Raw genomic sequence first — 22,739 nt, 5'->3', positions numbered from 1 at the left:
ACGGGGTTTCTGGGGCCGAATGGGTGACCTTGGCGGCTGCTGCTCGTTGGGTCTGGTGGCAGGTGTCCGGCCTGGGAGGGGGGTGATGTGGTGGGTGGTCTGCGGAAGCTGACGGCCTCCTTCGTGGTGCCCGGGCCTCGCGGGGTGGCGATCCGGGACCGGCTCAAGCACCTCACCCCCAGGACGAGAGAGTCCTGCGTGCGGTCGGTGAGCACCAGGGCCGTCTGAGCTCGCGTGATCTCAAGGCTCGTTGTGCGGATGGTCTGGAGCACGGTGCGGACACGTGGGCGGCGCGTAAGCGGGAGCTGACCGGGGTGTCGTCGTCGCGGATCGCGGGTGCGATCACCAAGGCCACGCACGATCAGTGGGCGCTCGCGCGCCGTTGCCAGGCGGCGCACATCCAGAATCTGGCGGCCGGGATCAGGACGCTGCGGCACCGCCTGTCCCTCCCGGTCGGGGCGCCCGGAACGAAGCGGGCCGCGGGCGGCTACCGGTCGAAGAACGAGTGGTTCCACAAGTCCCGCCGTCTCGCGGCACTGGAAGACCGGCACACGGCGGCTGTTGCCGAGTGGCGGGCCGGACGGGTGCGGGTGGTGCGGGGCGGCAAGCGTCTCCTGAACACCCGCCACCACCTCGCCCAGGCCCAGCTCACCGAAGACCAGTGGCGGCAACGGTGGGAGGCGGAACGCTGGTTTCTTGCCGCCGACGGCGAGTCGGGCAAACGGTTCGGGAACGAGACGATCCGCGTCACCCCGGACGGCGAGGTCAGCATCAGACTGCCTGCCCCGCTCGCGCACCTGGCCAACGCCCGGCACGGCCGGTACACCCTCGCCTCCACCGTGGCGTTCGCGCACCGGGGCGCGGAGTGGGCCGACCGCATCACCGCGCACCGGGCCGTCGCCTACCGCATCCACCTGAACGTGGACCGCGGCCGCTGGTACCTCACCGCATCCTGGCAACGCCCCGCCGTCCGGACCGTCCCGTTGGAGACCGCCCGCGCCCGGGGCATGATCGGCGTCGACACCAACGCCGACCACTTCGCCGCCTACCGCCTCGACCGGCACGGCAACCCGGTCGGCGGACCGCACCGCTTCCCCTACGACCTGACCGGCACCGCCGCTCACCGTGACGCGCAGATCCGCCACGCCCTGACCCGCCTGATCAACTGGGCGGTGCGGGCCGGGGTCGCCGCGATCGGCATCGAGAACCTCGACTTCACCGCCGAGAAGACCCGCGAGAAACACGGCCGCCGCAAGAGGTTCCGGCAGCTCATCTCCGGCATCCCGACCGGGAAACTGAAGGCCCGGCTGGTGTCGATGGCCGCCGAACAGGGCCTGAGCATTGTCGCGGTCGATCCCGCCTACACCTCCCTGTGGGGTGGCCAGCACTGGCAGAAACCGCTGGTCACTCCCCACCGCACCATGTCTCGTCACGATGCCGCCGGTATCGCGATCGGACGACGCGCCCTCGGGCACCCGGTCCGGCGTCGGACGGCGCCGCCCCCACACGACCGGAGTAATCGTGCGGGGCATCGGACCGTCCAGGCCGGACCAGGCGCCCGGGGGCGTAAGGGAACCCGCCCACCCACAACGGACCACGCCCCGAGAGGCGTGCCCCCGAGCGGGAAGTGAAAGCGGGAACCCAGCGCATCCAACACCGTTCGGGATGCGCCCAGTACGCAACAGTGGGTCCAGGACTCACTCATGCGCACTGGTTAGGAACGGTCCGCACTGCACGCGCAGCAGAAATGCCGGGAACTCGGACATCCGTGTGGCGCTGGAGTTCGCGACGCGAGCGCAGGCGGGTTGGTAAGTGGTCAGTGAGTGATTGTGTGGTTAGCGTTCGTGGTGTGGCGCACATCGTGATCGTGGAGGACGACGCCTCTATCGGACCCAAGCTTGCGGCCTCGCTGCGCAATGTCGGACATGACAGCAACTGGTGCCAGGACGGCGCGGCAGCTCTGGCCAGGGCCGCCGATGGCGGCGTCGACCTGCTGCTGCTCGACCTGGGGCTGCCGGACGTAGACGGCTTCGAGCTGTGCCAGCGGCTGCGGGACCGGCTGCCGGGCGCGGTGCTGGTGGTGCTGACGGCCCGCACCGGGGAATTGGACGTCATCCAGGCGCTGGAGTCGGGCGCCGACGACTACCTCACCAAGCCGTTCCGACTCGCCGAGCTCGTGGCGCGGGTGACTGCGCACCTGCGACGGGCGGCGGACAGCGGCGACGCGGCGGAAGCGGCGAGCCTCGGGTATGGGCGGCTGGTGATCGACCGCGCGGCGCGGCGGTGCCTGACGCCCGAGGGCGAGGTGGAGCTGCGGCCGAAGGAGTTCGACCTGCTGGCCGTGCTCGCGGCGGCATCGGGACAGGCGGTAAGCAGGGAGGAACTGATGAGCCGGGTCTGGGACGAGAACTGGTTCGGCTCGACCAAGACCCTGGACGTGCACGTCGCGGCGCTGCGCCGCAAGCTGGGGGACCTGGTGCACATCACTACGCTGCGGCACTTCGGGTACCGCCTCGAGCCCCCGTCGGACGCCTGAGGTGCGCCTCCGCATCCTGCGGGCCACGGTCGTCGCGGTGCTGTGCGCGCTGTTGCTGTTCGCCGTGCCGCTGGCCGTGGCGGTGCTGCGCCTGTACCGGCAGGACGAGATCCGTGAGCTGGAGCGGGCTGCCGACCGTGCCGCGCTGACCCTCCCCACGCAGGTTCGGGAGCTCGACCCGCGTGAGTTGCCGCGTCTGCGGTCCGGCACGCGGCTGGCGGTGTACGACACCAGAGCACGTCTGGTGACCGGTTCGGGGCCGGCGAATGGTGATGCCGCTGTACGGACTGCCCTGGCGGGCTCCGCGCAGTCCCGCCAGGTCGGCGGGAACCTGGTCGTGGCGGTGCCGGTGGGGTCCGCCAAGCGTGTGCGCGGTGCGGTTCAGGTCAGCCGTAGCGGCGCGTGGGCGTGGCGCCGTTCGGCGCTCACCTGGCTTGCCATGGGAGGGCTCGGAGCCTTGGCCGTCGGCGCCGCGGCCCTGGTGTCCGTGCGGTCCAGCAGGAGACTGGCGCAGCCGTTCGAGGCGCTGGCGGCGACCGCGCGGCGACTGGAGAACGGTGAACTGACCGCGCGGGCCGCCACCTGCGGGCTGCCGGAGGCCGACGCGGTTGCCATCGCCTTGAACCGTGCCGCTGACCGGCTTGACCGGCTGCTGCAGCGGGAGCGGGCCTTCAGCGCCGATGCATCCCACCAGTTGCGCACCGCGCTGGCCCGTACGCGCCTGGAGCTGGAGAGCGAACTCACCGTCAGTCCACCCTCCGACCCGCACGCAGCGATGCGTGCAGCGCTGGAGTCGCTGGACCATATGACGACGATCGTGGACGACCTGCTGGCCCTGGCGCGCGACGTACCGGAGCGAACCTTGCTGGATGTAGCGGCTCTGCTCACGGAAGCCCGAAGGCGATGGTGGGACGATCTCGCGGTGGCGGGCCGTCGGCTGCGGGTGGTGGTCGAGGACGACCTGCCGCCGGCCGTCGGTTCCCGGCAAGCCGCTTGCCAGGTACTCGATGTGCTGATCGCCAACGCCGCGTCCCACGGCCGGGGAGAGGTGACCGTGCGGGCCAGGGACGCCAGCGAGGTCCTGGCCGTCGATGTCGAAGACCAGGGCCCGGGGCTGCCCGAAGGCCAGGACGTCTTCGCCCGCCGCCCGGCGGGCGAAGAGCACGGCCTCGGGCTGACGCTCGCCCGATCCCTGGTGGAGGCCGAAGGGGGGCGGCTGTTTGTCTCCCGCCGGGCCCCGCGTCCCTGCTTCACCTGGCTCATCCCCCGGCCGAACCCGCAGAACTCAGGCCCTGACCTGACCTGACCGCAGGCACCCGCGCTTGGCAGGCGGCGCTTGTCGATGATTGCGACCTCGCCGACGTTGAAGTGCGGACGCTCAAACGCACGCTTTAACCGTGGCCTAACCCTCCCCACAGCGGACGCTAACCAGGTGCTCGATAGCGTGATTGATGTCGGCAGGGTCCCGTGATCGGGGATCGCCACGTCGCGGTCTTACCGGACAGCAACCCGGGAGCGGTTCGCTGCAGAGGGAGACGGTAGCGATGACAGGACAGAGGGAACTGCCACCGCCCGACGAGGCCTGTGCCGCCGTACAGGAAGGGCCCCCAGAGGCAAGTAATCAGTTCTGGTCCGATGTGCGACTCCTGAACGAGTGCTTCGAGCGCGCATGCGACAGGGGCCCGGAGTGCACCGCCGTGGAGTGCGGTGCGGAACGGCTCTCCTACGCCGAGCTCGACCGGCGGGCGAATCGGCTGGCCCGGTTGCTCCTGGCGCGAGGGGTGGGGCCGGGCGACGGCGTGGGCATTCTGCTCGACCGGTCCCTGGACTCCTATGTGGCGCTGCTCGGCGTGATCAAGTCGGGGGCGAGCTATGTGCCACTGGATCCGGCGTTCCCGGCCGACCGACTGGAGTTCATCGTTCGGGACGCAGGGCTGCGCGACTTCGTGACGTCGTCATCCTTGTCCGACCGGACCCTGCACCTGCCGTGCGCGGTGCTGGAGGTGGACCGCGTGGTCGATCGGCTGGCCGCGCTGCCGGCCGGTCGGCCCGGTGTCGAGATCGCCCCCTCCTCTCCGTGCTACGTCATCTACACATCGGGCACCACCGGACGGCCCAAGGGCGTGGCGGTCTCGCACGCGAGCATCGTGAACTTCCTGCGGGTGGTCACGCCGTTCTACCGCGTGACCGGTCAGGACCGGGTCTATCAGGGCCTGTCGATCGCCTTCGACTTCGCGTTGGAGGAGATCTGGCCGGCTTGGATCGCGGGGGCGACGCTGGTCGCGGGGCCGGCCGGAGGCCGGATCGCGGGCCCGGACCTCACCGCGTTCCTGGCCGAGCGCGGTATCACCGTGCTGTGCTGCGTGCCCACCCTGCTGGCGACTCTCGAGCCGGAGCTGCCGCGTCTGCGCACCTTGCTCCTGAGCGGCGAGGCGTGCCCCGCCGACCTGGTGCGCCGCTGGTGGCGCCCCAGCGTACGCATTCTTAACGCGTACGGTCCGACCGAGACGACGGTGACTGCTAGCTGCAGCGAACCCGTGCCGCACCGGCCGGTCACCATCGGTACCCCGCTGCCCACGTACCGGCTCTATATCCTGGACGAATCGCTTCGCGCCGTTCCGGCAGGGGAGCCCGGGGAAATCTGCATCGGGGGCCCGGGCGTGGCGATCGGCTACGTCAACCGGCCCGCCCTCACCGCGGAGCGGTTTGTCCCCAACCCGGTGGCCCGGGACCGCGTGGCCGCCCCGCGGGTCTACCGCACCGGGGACCGTGGACGGCGCACCACGACCGGCGAGATCGAGTACCTGGGCCGGGTCGACACGCAGGTGAAGATCCGCGGCTACCGCATCGAACTGGCGGAGATCGAGGAAGTGCTGCGCGAGGACGATGCGGTGGAGAACGCGGTCGTCACGCCGCTGGAGCACGACGGCTCCGCTGAGGACCTCGTCGGCTACGTCACCCTCGCTGCCACGCCGGACACTGTCTCGGAGGCAGACCTGCGGGAGCGTCTGCGGATCCGGCTGCAGGGCAGACTGCCGGGATACATGGTGCCTGCGCACCTGGAGGTGCTTTCCGCGTTCCCTCTGCTGGCCGCGGACAAGGTCGACCGCGCCGCGCTTCCCGCCCCGGTCTCGCCCCCGCTGACCCGGCGCTCGCGACCGCGCGCCGCCCCCGCGACACCGCTGGAACAGCGGCTGGCCGGATTGTGGTCCGACGTGCTCGGGTGCGACGGGATCTCGGTGACGGAGGACTTCTTCTGCGACCTGGGCGGGCACTCCATGACCGCTGCCCGCCTGGTCTCGCGGATGCGGCAGGACCCCCAACTGCGGGACGTGGCCATGGGGGACCTGTACGCCCACCCCACCCTCAGGGGCCTGGCATCCTGCATCGAGGCCCTCGCCACCGAGCCGCAGGCCGGGCCGCCGGCCACTACCGAGGCGGCCCCGGCTCCCCTGAACCATTCCACGACCCGGGTGATGGCCTGCGGCGTGGCACAGCTCGCCGGACTGTACGCATGGTTGTTCCTGCCCGGACTCGCGATGACCGTCTTGTTCTACCGGATGTTCCGCTCCGGGCACACCCGGGTGCCGGCGTCCACCGCCGGAGTCCTGGACCACCTCGTCCGGTTGCCGGTCCCGGCGATCACGCTACTGGAGATCGGATGGCTCGCGATCACCTTGCTGGTGCTGCCGCTGCCAGTGAGCCGACTGCTGATGGCCGGGGTCGGCCCGGGGCGTTATCCGCTGTGGGGTGTGACGTACTGGCGGTTCTGGATGCAGAGCAAGGTCCTCGCGCTGACGCCGCTGCGGCTGCTGGCCGGCTCTCCGCTGCTCGCCGTGTGCCTGCGCCTGCTCGGCGCGCAAATCGGCAGCCACTGCCACCTGCAGGCGATGCTGGCGCCACCGTCGCTGCTGCGGATCGGCGCGGGGACGAGCATCGGCTACGGGGCCAGGCTGCAGACCTACACCGTCGAGTCCGGGCGCCTGCGCCTGGGAACGATCCGGATCGGGTCGGGGTGCTTCGTGGGGACCAACAGCGTGGTGCTGCCGGGGGCCGTGATCGGCGACGGCGCCAGTGTGGGCGAGCAGTCGCTCGTGCCGGAGGACTGCGTCGTGCCGCCCGGTGAGCACTGGGCCGGCTCCCCGGCCACCCGGCAGGACACCGTGCCTGCACTGCTGCGGGACCTGGAAGCCCGAGCCGACCACGAACCCTGGCCCGCGCGGGTGCTCGCCGGGTACGGCGCAGGGGCGCTGCTGCTCGTGCTGGGCCCGATGGTGATCTTCGGTTCCGCCTCGGCGCTGGTGGAATACACCGCCTGGCGGTACGGCTTGGTGTGGGCCCTGGCGGCAGCGGCAGCGGCCGGTCCGCTGGTTCCCCTGGCCACCTGCCTCTTCGCCCTCGTAACCAAACGCATCGTGATGCCCGCCGCACCACACGCCGGGATCCACCACGAGCGCAGCGCTTTCGGGGTGCGCAAGTGGATCAGCGACGGCCTGATGCTCATCAGCCTGACCATGACTCAGGCCCTGTACTCCACCCTCTATCTCGTGCCGTTCCTGCGGGCGATGGGCGCACGGACGGGGCGCTGGGCCGAGGTCGCCACCGTGAACTTCGTCGATCCCGACATGCTCGTTGTCGGCGAGGGCAGTTTCCTGGCCGACGTCAGCGTCGTGGGCCCGGCAATCTTCCACCGGGGCCGTATTGCCCTGGCCCCGGCGCAGATCGGACGGCGAAGCTTCGTCGGTAACGGCGCGCTGGTGCCCGGCTCCTGCCGGCTCGGCGACAACAGCCTCCTCGGGGTGCACTCGCTCGCGCCGACCAGGCCCATGGACCCGGAGACGACCTGGCTCGGTTCACCGGCGATCTTCCTGCCCCGCCGCGAGGCGAGCCAGGCCTTCCCCGCGAAACTGACCTACACACCGAGCCGCGGCCTTGTCGCGGCGCGCCTGGCCATCGAGTACTTCCGGATCACCCTGCCGGCGACGGTCAGCGCGCTGAGCGTCCTCGGCGTCCTGTTCGCCGCACTGCACATGGTGGGTTCCCTCTCGCCCGCGGTGGTGGTGATACTCGGCCCCGCCCTGCTCCTGGGCGCCGGTCTCGGCTGCACGGTGGCTGCCGTGGCAGTCAAGTGGGCGGTCGTGGGACCGTACCGGCCACGCGTGGAGCCCCTGTGGAGCATCTGGGTGCGGCGCACGGAACTGGTCACCGGCCTGTACGAGAACCTCGTGGTGCCGGTCATGGTGAGCCTGCTCACCGGCACGCCGTGGATGGGCACGGTGATGCGCATGTTCGGCGCCCGCATCGGACGCCGGGTCTGGATCGCCACGACCTTCATGACCGAGTTCGACCTGGTCCACGTCGGTGACGACGCCGCCGTCGGCGAATTCACCTCGCTGCAGACCCACCTGTTCGAGGACCGCGTGATGAAGATGGACCGGGTCACCGTCGATGACGGCGCCTCGATCGGACTCCGTTCCGTCGTCCTGTACGACGCACGCGTCGGAGCCGGTGCCCGCCTGGACGCGCTGTCCCTGGTGATGAAGGGCGAATGCCTGCCGGACGGCACCCGCTGGCGGGGCATCCCCGCCGCGCCCCGCCACGACCGCGCGTCCACAACCAGCACGGCGCAGGACCGCGATCCCGGTCCCGGTCATCCTTCTCAGCTCTCCGCCTTCTCCCAGGGAGGCCCGGCATGATCACGCCACTGCACACAGGAACCCGCGGACCGGCGCGGCCACACGTGGCCGACGAGCTGCCCGGCCCCCGTTCGGCAGCACTGCTGGCGCGTCAGGAACAGTGGGAGTCGCGGGCCCGCACCTACCCCCGCCACCTGCCCATCGCGCTCGCCGAGGGATCGGGGAGCTTCGTCCAGGACGTCGACGGGAACGTCTTCATCGACTTCCTCGCCGGCGCGGGCGTCCTCTCCCTTGGCCACAACCACCCGGAGATCGTCCGCAGCGTGATCCGGCAACTCAGCGCCCTCACCCACGGCCTGGACTTCCCCACCCCCATCAAGGACGCCTTCACCCAGGCCCAGCTCTCCATGCTGCCGCCGCGCCTGCGCACCCGGATGAAAGTGCACTTCTGCGGACCCACCGGAGCCAACGCCGTCGAGGCAGCCATCAAGCTCTGCAAGACCGCCACCGGTCGCGGGGGCGTCATCGCCTTCCGCGGCGGCTTCCACGGCAGCACGCACGGCGCCATGGCCGTCAGCGGACTGGTCGCACAGAAAGCGCCTGTCCACGACGGGATGCCCGGTGTCCACTTCCTCCCCTACGGCTCCCTCGGCCCGTACCCAGCGGGACCAGCGAGCCGCCTCGGCCCGCAGGAGTGCGCCGACCAACTGGAGCAGACCCTCACCGACAGCCTCGGCGGCGTCCCGCTGCCCGCTGCCGTCATCGTGGAAGTGGTGCAGGGCGAAGGCGGCGTGGTCATCGCGCACCCCGACTTCCTGCAACGCGTGCGGGAGATCACCCGCGCCCTGCGCATCCCTTTGATCGTCGACGAGGTGCAGACCGGCTGCGGGCGCACCGGCACCTGGTTCGCGTTCGAGCAGTACGGCATCGAACCCGACGTGATCGTGTTGTCCAAGGCCCTCACCGGCATCGGCATCCCGGTCTCGCTCATCCTCTACGACGCCGCCCTCGACACCTGGGCGCCCGGCGCCCACATCGGCACCTTCCGCGGCAACCAACTCGCCTTCGCCGCAGGAGTGGAGACCATTCGCATCTTCCGCCGGGACGATGTCCTGGGGAACGTACGGCGCAGGAGCGAGCAGATCGCAAACGCGCTCGGCGAACTCGTCGCCGCTCCCTGGGTCCGCGACGTACGCGGCCGCGGCCTGATGTGGGGCATCGAACTGGCCTGCCCCGACGACGACGGACGGCCCGCCCCGCAGCTCGCGGCAGCCGTGCAGACGCAAGCGCTGCGGCGGGGCCTCATCGTCGAACGCGGCGGGCGGGAGGACGCCGTCATCCGCATCCTGCCCCCGCTCAACGTCACCGCCGACGTGATCGATACCGCCACCACGATCCTCGTCGACGTCGTCCAAGCCTGCACATCGAAGGCGTTCGCCGGCTCCACCAAAGGAGGCGTCTGACGTCATGGCTCTGCTCGTCCAGAAGTACGGCGGATCCTCCATCCCGAGCCTGGACAGGATCAAGGCCGTCGCCCAGCGCATCGCGGCCGCCCACCACGCGGGACACGACGTCGTCGTGGTGATGTCCGCCATGGGCGGCACCACGGACCAGCTCCTGACGGACGCACAGAACATCACCGCCGCTCCTCCCCCACGGGAACTCGACGCCCTCCTGGCCACGGGCGAACAGGCGTCCAACGCGCTGACCGCCATGGCCCTCAACGCCCTCGGCGCCGAGGCCTGTTCCTTCACCGGCTGGCAGGCCGGCATCCTCACCTCCCCGGCCCACGGCACCGCCGACATCATCGATGTCCATCCATACCGGGTCCGCAACGCACTCGACCGCGGCGTCATCCCACTGGTAGCCGGCTTCCAGGGGCTGATCTACGGCGGCGTCGACGTCACCACCCTCGGCCGCGGCGGCTCCGACACCACCGCGGTCGCCCTCGCAGCCGCACTGAAGGCCGACGCCTGCGAGATCTACACCGACGTGTCCGGGGTCTATACCGCAGACCCCAAAATCGTCCCCGAGGCCCGGCCACTGGCCTGCCTCACTCACCAGCACATGCGCGAAATGGCAGTCGGCGGCGCAAAGGTACTGGCTCTGTCCAGCGTGGAATACGCCCAAAAGCACGGCGTGACCCTCCACGTCCGCTCGTCCTACAACCACTGCCCCGGAACCATCGTGTCCGACGAGTTCTTCGACGCCACGTACGCGCAGCAGAGCCCGACCGTCATCGCCATAACCCACAACCCCCACAACCCCAAGATCACTCTGCCCGGCCGCCCCGAACCGGCACCGGCAACCCTGCGCCTCCACGCAACCACATCCACCGCCGCCGGACGGTCCACCCCGCGCTCGTATCCCCTGCACACCGGACACGGCGACGTCCCCTACGACGAGTGCACCGCTACCGTCTCACTGATCGGGTCCGGCCTGTGCGCCCACCCTGAAACACTCGCGACACTCCGCAGAACCCTGACGCGCGCCGGGATCCCCTTCACACCCATGACTACGACGGACACACGAATTACCCTCATGTGCTCTCCCTCCTACCTTGCCGACACCGTTCGCGCGCTACACAAGGCGTTCCTCACCCACACGCCGCAGCCACCCGTCCCACGACACAACGGCCAACTGACCCTGCAACCATGACCAGAACGGTCAAGCCCCTCCAGCACACACCGTCCGGCCTGGATGATCGATTCCAAGGGCATTGATGCCCCTATGGATGTCACGTTGGCTGACCGGCCTGGGATGATCTTGTGGCTGATCGTGCCGGGACGGGTTCGCTCGTGTCGTCCGCGCCGCCGTCGTACAAGGGGCACCGGTACCCGGTAGAGATCATCTCCCACTGCGTGTGGCTGTACTTCCGCTTCCCGCTCAGCTTCCGGGAGGTCGAGGAGCTGATGCTCGAGCGCGGTGTGCTCGTCTCCCACGAGACGGTCCGCCGCTGGTGCGCGAAGTTCGGGCAGGCCTACGCCAACTCCCTGCGCCGCCGGCGGCCCCGCCCGGGCGACAAGTGACACCTGGACGAGGCCTTCATCAAGATCAACGGCGAGCAGTGGTACCTGTGGCGGGCCGTCGACGCCGACGGCAACGTGCTCGACATCCTGGTCCAGGGCCGAAGGGACAAGGCCTCAGACAGGCGCTTCTTCCGCAAACTGCTCAGGAATACCTGCTCGGTGCCGCGGGTGATCGTCACCGACAAGCTCCGCTCCTACGGCGCGGCCCGCCGCGAGGTCATGCCCTCCGTCGAGCATCGTTCCCACGAGGGCCTGAACAATCGGGCCGAGAACAGTCATCAGCCCGGCAGCGCGAACGCGCCATGAAAGGCTTCCGTAGCGTCGGCGGAGCCCAGCAGTTCCTGGCCGCGTTCGGCGGTATCTCACCCAGCTTCAGGCCCCGCCGCCACCTGATGACCGCCGCCCACTACCGCACCGAGATGACCACCCGCTTCGCCATCTGGGATCAGATCACCGGCGTCGCCGGCCTGCCTGCCGCGGCCTGAGCACGGAGCCGGAACCCGGCCCCACCACACCCGACATACCGTCAGGCATGCACACGCTCAACAACGTGACAGCGCCCCACCGGTGCCCCGCGGTCGAGCACCGGACGCGTCGGTGAAACGGCTCGTTCCTCAGAGGCTGTCGGGTGGCCTCTGATCGGGCGGCCGCGCCCTGGCACGCACGCTTCCCGCGTTGCCGAAATGTCCTCGTAGCTCCTTCCCCAAGCTCTCAGCTTCGTTCGAGCAGGGGAGACCCCATCCGAGGACATCCCGTCGCCTTGGAATCGCACGCACCAGACCGCGTCCGCTATCCGATCGAAGGTCACCCGACAGGCTCTAAGCGACCGTGAGCACGATCTTGCCCTGGATGTGCCCTCGGGCGGCGCGTTCGTGCGCGGCTCGGGCATCCGCGAGCGCAAACGTGCTGTCGATCGCGACGCGGACCGCGCCCGCGTCGAGCAGGTGTGCCAGTTCGGCAAGCTGCGCGCCGTTCGAGCGGACCGTGGTGCCCGTGACGGTCACGCCCAGCTTCGCGTTCTCTTCTTCGTCGAATTCGCCGAAGAACACGGGGAACTGGGAGCCGCCGCGCTTGAGCGTGCGCAGGAAGCGTTTGCTGTCGGGGCCGCCGACGGCGTCGAGAACGAGGTCGACGTCGTGCACGAGTTCCTCAGGACGGCTCTTGGTGTAGTCGATGAACTCGTCGGCGCCGAGCTCGCGCAGGAACAATTCATGCGCGCCCGACGCCACCGCGATGACACGTGCACCCTTCCATTTCGCCAGCTGCAGCGCGAAGTGCCCCACACCGCCCGCGGCGCCGTTGATGAGCACCGTCTTGCGGGCGTCGAGTGGCACCGGACGATGCTGCGCCGCCTGGAAGCCCGAGGGGTGATCGTGTCCGACCTCGATCAGGAACTGCCACGCTGTGAGCCCGGACATGGGCGCCCCGGCGGCGTGCACGTGATCGATGCCGGCCGGCTTGAGTGCGAGATCCGACGCAGGCGCGGCCACGTACTCGGCATAGGTGCTGCCATCGAAGCCGGGGAAGCGAAGGAGACCGAAGACTTCATCACCGACGGAGAAGCCGTCCACATCCGCGGCGACAGCCTCGACGACGCCCGACAGGTCCGTCCCCGGGATCGCGGGCAGACTGAACTTCGGCCTCACCTCCACAGGCAGGTTGGACATCCCGTCGCGCAGGTACCAGTCGGGGGGGTTGACGCCGACCGCGTGCACGCGAACGAGCACCTCACCCGGCCCCGGCTCGGGAATCGGCGCCTCGTCGTAACGCAGAACTTCAGGGCCGCCGTGCTCATGGAGCCGGACCGCCCTCATCGTGTGTGTCGGCATGGTTTTCTCCTGCCCGCGCTGCGGGATAGGCTTATTCGGATCAGCGATCCACATAAGCGGACCACTGATCCGAATATATGGACCACTGATCCGGATAGTCAAGAGGGACAGATGCGCGCCGACGCCAGGAAGAACCGCGACCACCTGCTCGCAGTAGCGGGCACCGCCATCACCGAGCAAGGCGTCGACGTGTCGCTGCGCGACATCGCGCGCAGGGCCGATGTCGGACTCGCGACGCTGCTGCGTCACTTCCCGACGCGCGAGGCGCTGCTCGATGCCCTGCTCCGCACGAGCTTCGACGAGCTGACCGCTAAGGCAGGCGCCCTCGAAACGTCCAGCTCGCCCGAAGATGCTCTCGCTTCGTGGCTACGCGACTGCGTCGCGTGGACAACTGAGTATCGGGGCGCGATCGTGCTGATGGCAGCCGCAATCGAGGACACCGAGTCCGCACTCCACGCTTCGTGCGTCACTCTGCGCGCGGCCGGTGCGCGGCTCCTCACCCGCGCCCAGGCCGCGGGCATGGCGCGGACCGACATCGATGGCGTCGATTTGTTCGCGCTGGTAACGGCGCTCGCCTGGCTCGGCGATCAACCCTCGCTCGCGCCACGCGCCGATCACCTCTTCGACGTTGTCGCAAGCGCGATCCTGACCAGCACAGCGAGCAGCGCCGAGGGGGAACGCCGCCCTCGCGTCCGTAGCTGAAATCGTCGCGCACGCGGACCGGCGAACTCGGCCGCGCGCTCGGCAAGAGCGGATCGACGCCGAGTTCGCCAAGGCGGTCAAGGTCACCGGCATCGAGCCGCGCGCTCCCGGGAGCGGACCGCGACCGCTGGGAAGCGGCTGACGAAGGCGGAGGCGCGCCGGCTGATCACGCCCGGGTCGGCTCCTGACGGTCAGTCCTGCCCTCCGTCGTCGTCCTCGTCCGGCTCGGGCGCGTCCGGATCACGCAGGGGCCGCGGCCCCTCGCCCGGCCCACTAGCCGCGAAATTGAACTGGGAGCGGCCCACGAAGTTGATGTGCCTGTCCTTCAGCGGAGACAGGAGGGCCACGTCCTCGTCCTTGAGGTCGTGGCCCCCGGCGCGGAGCTGGGCGACGGCAGCGTCGAGATAGCGGGCGTTCCAGAGCACCACGGCATCGAGGACGCGCCCCAGGCTGGCCAACTGATCTTCCTGTGGATGCGCAGGAGCGCATAGACACAATGCCGAGCGCTGGTTGGCCGCATCCGCCGCGCCACGACTCACCGCCGAAGCCTGGCGCTGACGCCAGCGCAGGCGACTGTCGTCCGCGCCGCCGGCCGGCTCCCCGACGGCATCACCCGCCCGGCACACCTCGCCGTGCCCCTGATGCGCTCGGGGGCCGGGACCCGGCAGTCGACCGGTGCCGCGCCCACGAAGGGGAGCGGCCGGCTGCCCTTCGGGCTGGTGGTGTCAGCGGCCGGGGGCCCGCTGCTTCACCTCCTGGAGCACCCAGCCGTTGCCGTCCGGGGCGCTGAAGGTGGCATAGGAGCCGTAGTCGGCACGGTCCGGGTGCGGGCCGGCCACCCTCCCCCCGGCGTGGTGAACCACCTCTCCGGCCTCGTGGCCGTGGTAGAAGAGCCCTCCGGCGTCGTCGAACACTTCACTCACCCCGACGTCGCGGCCGACGAGCTCCGCGCGGGCCTCCTCGATGCCGAAGACGATGAGGTACAGGCCTTGGACCGAGCCGGGCGCGGCAGAGGTGACCCCCCTTGCCGAAGATGATCGAGCCCTCGGAGCCGGGCGGCGTGAACTGCACCACCCGGTAGTTCTCGTCGGCGACGTGGTCGACGTCCATCCGAAATCCCGCCGCCTCGTAGAAACTCTTGGCCCGCCCATGAGGGGGCGGCGGTAGACCGTCTGACATCAACCCTTTTCCCGGTGGACTTGGAGCTGACGGTCAGACAGTCGCTCGGGGCTGCCCACGGAACCTGCATGTACCGAGGTGTCCAGGTCACCGATCCGACCGGCGAGTGTCCGCAAGGCTTCGGAAAGTGGGCCGTCGAGGAAGTTCTGGGGTGCCCATGCGCCCGTCACCGGCTCGCCTTCCACGTCAATCCGGCTGCGGTACCTGCCAATACCCCATCCACGCGGGATGTGATCACGCTCCCGGGACATGCGGAAATGCGTCAGCTGAGGCTGCGTGTACCGTCACGGCCGCACGGGCGGTCTGGCAGCCGCTGCCGCGGGCTGCCCACACCGGCCACGCCCGTTGGGCCCACAGACCATCTCCGGTCAGGGTCCAAGTGGCGGGCGCGCATGACCTCGCCGACGGCGGGGCCGGCGGTGGAGCCGAATGCCTTGCTGCCGTCCAGGCGTCGGCCCGTGGCCGCGTCAACGACCTTTTCGCCGTTTCCGCCTCGACGAGGATCAAGCTGCGTTATCCCGAAGCCTGCATTGGCGGTTACTCAGCGATAGGGAAAGGGGGCCTGCCAGTACCTGGACCAGTAGGCCAGGGTCGAGGCAGGCCTGCTTGACCGCCCCCAGGTGCCTTTCCGGCTGGTTCTCTGGATTGCAGGTCAGCACAAGGCCCGCAGGACACGCAGGACACGCAGGACACGCCGACCTCGCCGACCTCGCCGACCTCGCCGACCTCGCCGACCTCGCCGACCTCGCCGACCAAGGCGAAACCCCGTTCGACGGTCTGGTGACGCATTGGGCGTAATCCACCGACGTCAAAAACCAAGGACATCCCCATGAATCTGAAGCTCGAAATGATCGTGCTGCCCGTCTCCGACATCGACCGGGCCAAGGCCTTCTACGAGAAGGTCGGATTCCGCCTGGACGTCGACTACACGGCCAACGAGGACTTCCGGGTCGTGCACTTCACGCCGCCCGGCTCCGAGTGCTCGATCATCTTCGGCGAGGGGATGACCCCCATCGCACCCGGCTCGTTCCAGGGCCTGTATCTCATCGTCTCCGACATCGAGGGGGCCCGCGCGGAGCTCGTCGGCCGCGGCATCGAGGTCGGCGAGATCTTCCACGACGCCAACGGCCTCTTCCACGGCCACGAAAACGGGGACGTCACCCACCGCGGCCCCGGCCAGGAGCGGCTGGCCGGCCTGCACCCCGAGCGCGCCTCCTACGGCTCCTTCCTCACCTTCAGCGACCCGGACGGCAACGGCTGGGTGCTCCAGGAAATCTCGCAGCGCCTCCCCGGCCGCTGACAACCCCACAAGCCACCGTCCAAGGGCTGCAACGGGCCGTGTCCGGCCCGGATGGCAGCCCGTCCGGCCCAGCGGTTCTCGCGGTCCGGGCCGAAGGCCGGCACCGGACCGCCGGGCGAGCGCAAGGGTGCTCTCCGCCGCCCGGCGGTCCGGCTGCCACGGGGCCGCGCCGGCCGAGCGGCCGCCGCGGGCGCCGAGAGACGGCTTTGCCGCCGGGGCCGTCCCATCCCGTGACCGGGCCCCCTCGACCCCGTGCGGTGCGGCGGCCCTGGCTCCGTCCGGCGGCGGGGAACGGCAAACGCGGCCGGCAATGGGCCGCGGCCGCCGGAGTGTCCGACCGAGTCACGGAAGCAATGAGGAACGAAACAGTGAGGAACGAAACAGTGAGGAACGCAGCAGTGATGAACGAGACAACCCGCACTTACGACGTGGTCGTCATCGGCGCAGGGCCGGTCGGCGAGAACGTGGCCGAACGCGCCCGCGCCGCGGGCCTCAGTACCGTGATCGTGGAGCGCGAACTCCTCGGCGGCGAGTGCTCGTTCTGGGCCTGCGACCCGAGCAAGGCGCTGCTGCGGCCGGTGGTGGCACGTGCCGACGCGAGCCGCGTACCCGGGTTGCGCCAGGCGGTGACCGGGCCGTTGGACGTCGAAGCGGTCCTCGCGCACCGCGACAAGATGTCCTCGTACTGGAAGGACGAGGACCAGGTCGACTGGCTGGACTCGGTCTCCGTCGATCTCATACGCGGCCACGGCCGCCTCACCGGCCCCAAGCAGGTGGCCGTGCAGACCCCTGAGGGCGACAACATCGCCCTGACCGCCCGGCACGCCGTCGCCGTCTCCACCGGCACCCGCGCCGCCCTGCCCCCCATCCCCGGACTCGACACCGTCCGCCCCTGGACCAGCCGCGAGGCCACCAGCGCCGACAAGGTGCCCGGCCGCCTCGCCGTCGTCGGAGGCGGTGTGGTCGCCGTCGAGATGGCCACCGCCTGGCAGGCCCTCGGCTCCCAGGTCACCATGCTCGTCCTCGAGAACGGACTCCTCGAACGGATGGAGCCGTTCGCCGGCGAACTGGTCACTGACGGACTGCGCGAAGCAGGCGTCGACATCCGCTTCAACACCACCGTCACCTCCCTGGCCCGCGAGGGCGGCGAAGACGGCGAGGTGCGGATCACGCTCTCCGACGGCGGGCAGCTGGCCGCGGACGAGATCCTGCTGGCGACCGGCCGCGCCCCGCAGACCCGCGACGTCGGCCTGGAGACCGTCGGTCTCACCCCCGGCGACTGGCTGACCGTCGACGACACCTTCCGTGTCACCGGCGTCGACGGCGGCTGGCTCTACGCCGTCGGCGACGTCAACCGCCGCGCCCTGATGACGCATCAGGGCAAGTACCAGGCTCGGATCGCCGGCACCGTCATCGGCGCCCGCGCCAAGGCAGAGCCCATCGACGACGCCCCCTGGGGCGCGCATGTCGCCACCGCCGACCACGCGGCCGTCCCCCAGGTGGTCTTCACCACCCCCGAAGTCGCCTCCGTCGGCCTGACCAGCCGCGAGGCCGAGCAGAGCGGGCGCCGCATCGAGGTCGTCGACTACGACCTCGCCCGCGTCGCCGGCGCCCACCAGTACGGCGAGGACTACCGCGGCCGGGCCCGCATGCTCATCGACACCGACCGCAACACCGTGGTGGGTGTCACCTTCGCCGGCCCCGGCGTCGGGGAACTGGTGCACTCGGCCACCATCGCGGTCGCCGGCGAGGTGCCCCTCGACAGGCTCTGGCACGCCGTCCCCGCCTTCCCCACCCTCGGCGAAGTCTGGCTGCGGCTGCTGGAGACCTACCGCGGCTGAGCATGCTCCGGCCGGCATCGGGGCGGTCCTGGCCTCCGCCGGGTGACTCGGTCGTCTGCGGGTGAGGAGCGATCCTCCTATCCCGGTGGCCGGCCATGGCGTGCCCGCGGACGCGGATCGGACCGAGGGCTCCGGATGACCGCAAGGTGCTGTACGGAATCCTCTTCACCGGCGTCCGGTGCAACAGTTGATCGCCATGCCGAGGCGATGCCCGTCGGACCGTCGCAGCGCGATCAAGTCGCGGTCGTCTTCATCGAGGAAGAAGAACCGCTCCAGCTCGGGACGCATGGGCGTCTCCCCGAAGGCCCCGTAGGCAGCGGCTTGCTCATCAGTCAGAAATTCCACCGGCACGGCCGGACCGCAGCCGCGCTCCGTGCCCGCTCAGCAATCTTTCCCGGAAGCTCCCCACCCGGGGAGGCTGCTGCGGTAACCGACCATGATCAATCTCAGTGCTACTTCCTGTAGCTCAACCACTCACACTCGGTGACCACACGTCCTCGCCCGGCGCTGTGCGTCGTCGGTCGTCTCAGGAGACTGTGACTCCTCCACCCCGTGAACGGGGTGGCTTCTCGCTATGCCGGTTGGGCTTCGCGACGGACCAGCCCGGCCCGTAGGACGTTGAGAGCACCGACGGTGTCCGCGTGCGCGTTGTGGCCGCAGGCGACGCAGTGGAACGTCTCCTGTGTGGGCCGGTTCTCCTTGGTGGTATGCCCACACTGGGGGCATCGCCGGGAGGTGTTGCGGGGGTCCACGGCCATCACTTCCCGCCCGGCGCTCTCAGCCTTGGCGTTCAGGATCGCGAGGAACACCCCCCATCCGGCATCGGCGATCGAGCGGTTCAGCCCGGCCTTCGCGGCGGCCCCGTTGGGCAGGAAGCTGCCCGGCTGGTCGGGGTCGGGCTTCGGTTCGGGGGCCTTGCTCATGTTGCGGATCTTGAGGTCTTCGTGCGCGATGAGGTCGTGTTCCCGCACGAGGCCGAGGGCGGTCTTGTGGGCGTGGTCGAGGCGCTGGCACCGCACCTTGCGGTGCAGACGTGCCACCGTCTCCACTGCCTTGCGGCGGCGCTTGCTTCCGCGCTTGCACCTGCTCAGTGCCTGCTGAGCTGCTTCGAGCTTCGCTGCGGCCTTTCGCCCGTGACGCGGGTTGGGCACGAACTCGCCGTTCGAGTCGGCGAGGAAGTTGGCAATGCCCAGGTCGATGCCGATCATGCTGCCGGTCGCGGGCAGCGGCTCGGGCTGGGGCCGCTCGGCGGTCAGCACGACGAACCACTTACGGCCCTCGCGCTTGACCGAGACGGTCTTGACATGGCCGACCACGGGCCGGTGCTGGTGCACCTTGACGTGCCCGACACCTTGCAGGCGCACACGCGTGACCGGGTCGTGCGCGGTGGCATCCCAACGGCAGCCGTCTCCGTCCCTGGGGAACTCCACCGTGTCGAACCGGCCCACTGTGCGAAAACGCGGACAGCCCGGCTTCTCACCGGCCTTGACACGGCGGAAGAACGCCGCGAACGCCTTGTCCAGACGCCGCAACGTCGCCTGCTGAGAAGAGAACGACCAACGGCCCTGACGCTCCGGGTCGAAGGCCCGGATGTCCTTGAGCTGGGCGGACTGCTGCCCGTATCGGACCGTCGTCTTCGAGCTGTGCCGGTAGGCGTCGCGGCGTTCTTGCAACGCGCCGTTGTAGAGCGAGCAGTGGTCGCGCAGCATCTCGCGAAGGGCCTGGTCCTGCCGGGCGGTGGGTCGCAGGAGGAACTTGTACGCACGGATCATTCAGTCCACCCCCTCCGGCTCGAATCGACCTTAACCGTAGCATTGGTTCATGTCACCACGTTGGGAACCAAACCCTGACATACGGCGCGGCCGTCATGTCGTCCACCACCTCCACGCGCATTTGGTGTTCGTCACCAGGTACCGGCGGACCGTCTTCGACGACGAGATGCTGACACGCTGCGAAGAGATCATGCGAAAAGTCTGCGAGGACTTCGAGGCAGACCTGATCGAGTTCAACGGCGGAGAAGACCACGTGCACCTGCTCGTGCATTACCCGCCGAGGGTCGCCCTGTCGAACTTGGTCAACAGTTTGAAGGGCGTGTCCTCGCGCCGGCTGAGGCAGGAGTTCACCGGCCACGTCAACCAGGCCATCATGCACGGCCGCTTCTGGTCCGGCTCCTACTTCGCGGGGTCATGCGGCGGCGCACCCCTCCACGTGGTCAAGGACTACATCGAGAACCAGAAGCGGCCCGACTGAGCACGGCTCCGCGGGCGAGGCATTCCGAAGCGAAACTGCGGCGCTCCGCGCCGCAGGGTTCAGGATCGGATTCCCTCCCCGCCTGAAGGCGGGGATTCCCTCCGAAGAAGAGGGATGGAAGCACCAGAAAGGCACGAAAAACATCCCAGCACTGCAGCTCCAGGGCCTGCGCTGGGCGCGCGTCGCCCTGGCAGGTGGAAGGAGCACCTGGGATGAGTGAAGCGGGACCTCTCAGTGCCGACAGCGGCTCGTCCGACCTCCGGCTGGAGCTGCCGAGCGGAGTGCTGGATACGCTCGGTGTGGCGGTGGTGGCGCTGGATACGGCCGGACGGTTCGTGTTGTGGGGCCCGCAGGCCGAGGAACTGTTCGGCTACTCCGCGCAGGAAGTGCTGGGCCGGCACGCGGCTCAACTGTTGGTCCACGACCCGTACATGGACCTGGTGGCCGGTAAGTGCGAGCAGATGATGGAGACCGGCCAGAGCTGGGCCGGGCTCATTCCCGTCCGGAACAAGGACGGCAGTACGCGGCTGGTGGAATTCCGCTACAGCCGTCTGCCGGACAAACAGGGCGACTTCTACGCTCTGGGTATCGCCACCGATGCGTCGACGCTGCGCAAGGTGGAGCAGGACTTGGCGTTGTCCACGCAGCTGATCGCCCAGTCGCCGGTCGGGCTGGAGGTTCTGGACACCGATCTGCGTTATGTGGCCGTCAATCCGGCGATGGAACGGATGCATGGCCTGTCTGCCAAGGACCACCTCGGCCGGGGCTTCCGCGAGGTCCTGCCCTCCGACAGTGTCGACGCGTCCGAGGCGGCAGTCAGAGAAGTGCTCGAGACCGGACGCCCTCTGGTCGACAAGTACACCATTGGCCGCACCCCGGCCGACCCTGACAACGATCATGCCTGGTCTGTCTCCGTCTACCGGTTGGAGGACCCCAACGGTCAGGTTCTTGGTGTCGCCACGTCGGTGGTGGATGTCACCGATCGGCACGGCGCGATCACAGCGGCGGCCCAGGCCCGGCAGCGCCTGGCCCAGATCGCCGAGGGCTCCGCCCGTATCGGTACCACCTTGGACATGAAACAGACCGCCCGCGAGCTGGCTGACGTCGCAGTGCCCGAGCTCGCCGACCTCGCGGTCGTAGACGTACTCGACTCCGCCCTGGACGATCGCCGCCCCCCGGCACCCGACAGCGGCCCGGTGCTCTTTCGCACCCTCGCCGTGAAGGCCGCCTACCTCGCCGAGGCGACCGGCGCCGCCGGCACGGCCGACCAACCGGTCAGCTACGACGCCGACCGACTGCCCACCCAATGCGTACGGACCGGTCAGCCGATCATGGTGACTCGCGTGGACGAGTGGGATCTGGCACGCATCGCCCGTGACGCCGGAGCCGCCGCTGTCCTGGCCAGTGTCGGCATCCACTCATATCTCGCGATACCGCTGGCCGCCCAGGGCCGGGCACTGGGCGTCCTGGGACTGATGCGCGGCCGCAATCAACTGCCTTTCAACGCGGACGACGTCACCCTGGCCGATGAGCTCGCCAGCCGAACCGCAGTGTCCCTCGACAACGCGCGCCTGCACCAAAGCGTCCGCAACACTGCGGTGACACTCCAGCGCAGCCTGCTGCCCCAGCCGACGCCACCCGAGAATCTGGAGGTCGCCACCCGCTACCAACCCGCCGGCACCTCTACCGAGGTCGGCGGCGACTGGTTCGACGTCATCCCCCTCGCGGAGGACAAGACCGCGCTCGTGGTGGGCGACGTGATGGGCAGCGGCATCGATGCGGCCGCCACGATGGGCCGCCTGCGCACCGCCACCGCGACCCTGGCTGACCTCGACCTCCCGCCCGCCCAGGTACTGCAACGCCTCGACAAGATCACCGCCGGTATGGACCCCTACATCGCCACCTGCATCTACGCCGAATACGACCCGCACAGCGACCGGTGCCAAATCGCCGTAGCCGGACACCTGCCCCCCGCACTGACACCTGCAGGCGGGCCCCCCGAACTGCTCGACCTACCATCTGGTGCACCCCTCGGGGTCGGCGGCGTCCCCTTCGAAACGACCACCGTGCCCTTGCGCCCCGGCGATCAACTGGTCCTCTACACCGACGGCTTGGTCGAAACACGCCGCGACGCCATCGACGAACGCCTCGACCTCCTCCTCCGCGTACTCGACGGCCACGACCTTTCCCTGGAAGAAACCTGCGACCGGCTCCTGGAAACACTGCGTGATCCGGACGACCACGACGACGTGTCCGTACTCATCGCCCGACCCAGACCGCGGCCCTGACTCACTGCGGACGTCGGCCGGCCGGGGACAGCTCCTGGTGTGCTCCAGCGCTCACTTGACGGCGTGTACCGAACCGTTGCTCGGGTCGGCGCCGTCGCCTCCCGGATCAACTTCCCTTCCCTCCCTTACTGTTCCGCCGGTCTCCTGCC

At 69.5% G+C, this 22,739-nt stretch carries 13 protein-coding genes and 5 pseudogenes; 13 read left to right on the top strand and 5 right to left on the bottom strand.

Going from position 1 to position 22,739, the window contains the following annotated elements; genetic code table 11:
- Positions 1-90 precede the first annotated feature (90 nt).
- The 7 genes and pseudogenes from OG972_RS46460 (at position 91) to OG972_RS46430 (ending at position 11,686) form a co-directional block, all read left to right on the top strand.
- Positions 91-1,718: pseudogene (locus tag OG972_RS46460) on the top strand (IS200/IS605 family accessory protein TnpB-related protein).
- Positions 1,719-1,849: 131 nt separating this feature from the next.
- Positions 1,850-2,536 (top strand): response regulator transcription factor, encoded by a 687-nt coding sequence (locus OG972_RS46455; protein WP_266992830.1) that lies wholly within the window; start codon positions 1,850-1,852, stop codon positions 2,534-2,536.
- A 1-nt stretch (position 2,537) separates the two neighbouring features.
- Complete coding sequence (locus OG972_RS46450) at positions 2,538-3,842, top strand: HAMP domain-containing sensor histidine kinase (protein ID WP_266992828.1); 1,305 nt, start codon at positions 2,538-2,540, stop codon at positions 3,840-3,842.
- A gap of 238 nt (positions 3,843-4,080) precedes the next feature.
- Entirely contained in the window at positions 4,081-8,232 is a 4,152-nt protein-coding gene (locus tag OG972_RS46445; RefSeq protein WP_266992826.1) for a Pls/PosA family non-ribosomal peptide synthetase, read from the top strand.
- A complete protein-coding gene (locus OG972_RS46440; protein WP_266992824.1) occupies positions 8,229-9,635 on the top strand; it encodes an aspartate aminotransferase family protein in 1,407 nt (468 codons plus the stop codon). Before OG972_RS46445 ends, OG972_RS46440 begins: the two co-directional genes overlap by 4 nt.
- A 4-nt stretch (positions 9,636-9,639) precedes the next feature.
- Complete coding sequence (locus tag OG972_RS46435) at positions 9,640-10,830, top strand: aspartate kinase (protein ID WP_266992822.1); 1,191 nt, start codon at positions 9,640-9,642, stop codon at positions 10,828-10,830.
- A 140-nt stretch (positions 10,831-10,970) separates the two neighbouring features.
- Positions 10,971-11,686: pseudogene (locus OG972_RS46430) on the top strand (IS6 family transposase).
- A gap of 333 nt (positions 11,687-12,019) precedes the next feature.
- Here the strand turns inward: OG972_RS46430 and OG972_RS46425 are convergent.
- Complete coding sequence (locus tag OG972_RS46425; RefSeq protein WP_266993044.1) at positions 12,020-13,030, bottom strand: NADP-dependent oxidoreductase; 1,011 nt, start codon at positions 13,028-13,030, stop codon at positions 12,020-12,022.
- Positions 13,031-13,141: 111 nt separating this feature from the next.
- Between OG972_RS46425 and OG972_RS46420 the strand changes: the two genes are divergently transcribed.
- Positions 13,142-13,732, top strand: coding sequence for a TetR/AcrR family transcriptional regulator (locus OG972_RS46420; protein WP_266992820.1), 591 nt, complete (start codon positions 13,142-13,144; stop codon positions 13,730-13,732).
- Positions 13,733-13,923: 191 nt separating this feature from the next.
- On the opposite strand, the pseudogene OG972_RS46415 reads toward OG972_RS46420, so the two are convergent.
- Positions 13,924-14,199, bottom strand: a pseudogene (locus OG972_RS46415) (Tn3 family transposase); the annotation flags it as partial.
- A 258-nt stretch (positions 14,200-14,457) separates the two neighbouring features.
- Positions 14,458-14,911, bottom strand: a pseudogene (locus OG972_RS46410) (glyoxalase).
- Between the two features lie 645 nt (positions 14,912-15,556).
- Here OG972_RS46410 and OG972_RS46405 point away from each other — a divergent pair.
- The 3 genes from OG972_RS46405 (at position 15,557) to OG972_RS46395 (ending at position 18,052) form a co-directional block, all read left to right on the top strand.
- A complete protein-coding gene (locus OG972_RS46405) occupies positions 15,557-15,709 on the top strand; it encodes a hypothetical protein (protein ID WP_266992816.1) in 153 nt (50 codons plus the stop codon).
- A gap of 31 nt (positions 15,710-15,740) precedes the next feature.
- Positions 15,741-16,211: a VOC family protein gene (locus tag OG972_RS46400; RefSeq protein WP_266992814.1), complete on the top strand. Its 471-nt coding sequence runs from the start codon at positions 15,741-15,743 to the stop codon at positions 16,209-16,211.
- A 401-nt stretch (positions 16,212-16,612) separates the two neighbouring features.
- Entirely contained in the window at positions 16,613-18,052 is a 1,440-nt protein-coding gene (locus OG972_RS46395; protein WP_266992812.1) for an NAD(P)/FAD-dependent oxidoreductase, read from the top strand.
- Positions 18,053-18,223: 171 nt separating this feature from the next.
- Here OG972_RS46395 and OG972_RS46390 read toward each other — a convergent pair.
- Together OG972_RS46390 and OG972_RS46385 are read right to left on the bottom strand one after the other, a co-directional pair.
- A pseudogene (locus OG972_RS46390) lies at positions 18,224-18,403 on the bottom strand (DUF4158 domain-containing protein); the annotation flags it as partial.
- A 221-nt stretch (positions 18,404-18,624) separates the two neighbouring features.
- Complete coding sequence (locus OG972_RS46385) at positions 18,625-19,824, bottom strand: transposase (protein WP_266992808.1); 1,200 nt, start codon at positions 19,822-19,824, stop codon at positions 18,625-18,627.
- A 49-nt stretch (positions 19,825-19,873) separates the two neighbouring features.
- Here OG972_RS46385 and tnpA point away from each other — a divergent pair, with 49 nt between their 5' ends.
- Both tnpA and OG972_RS46375 read left to right on the top strand, forming a co-directional pair.
- Entirely contained in the window at positions 19,874-20,302 is a 429-nt protein-coding gene (gene tnpA, locus OG972_RS46380) for an IS200/IS605 family transposase (RefSeq protein WP_266992806.1), read from the top strand.
- 212 nt (positions 20,303-20,514) lie between these two features.
- Entirely contained in the window at positions 20,515-22,590 is a 2,076-nt protein-coding gene (locus OG972_RS46375) for a SpoIIE family protein phosphatase (RefSeq protein WP_266992804.1), read from the top strand.
- Positions 22,591-22,739 lie beyond the last annotated feature (149 nt).

The sequence above is a fragment of the Streptomyces sp. NBC_01669 genome, assembly GCF_026339735.1.
GTDB lineage: Bacteria > Actinomycetota > Actinomycetes > Streptomycetales > Streptomycetaceae > Streptomyces > Streptomyces yanii.
The sequence above is the reverse complement of the archived record's forward strand: the minus strand, read 5'-3'. Positions and strand labels throughout refer to the sequence as shown.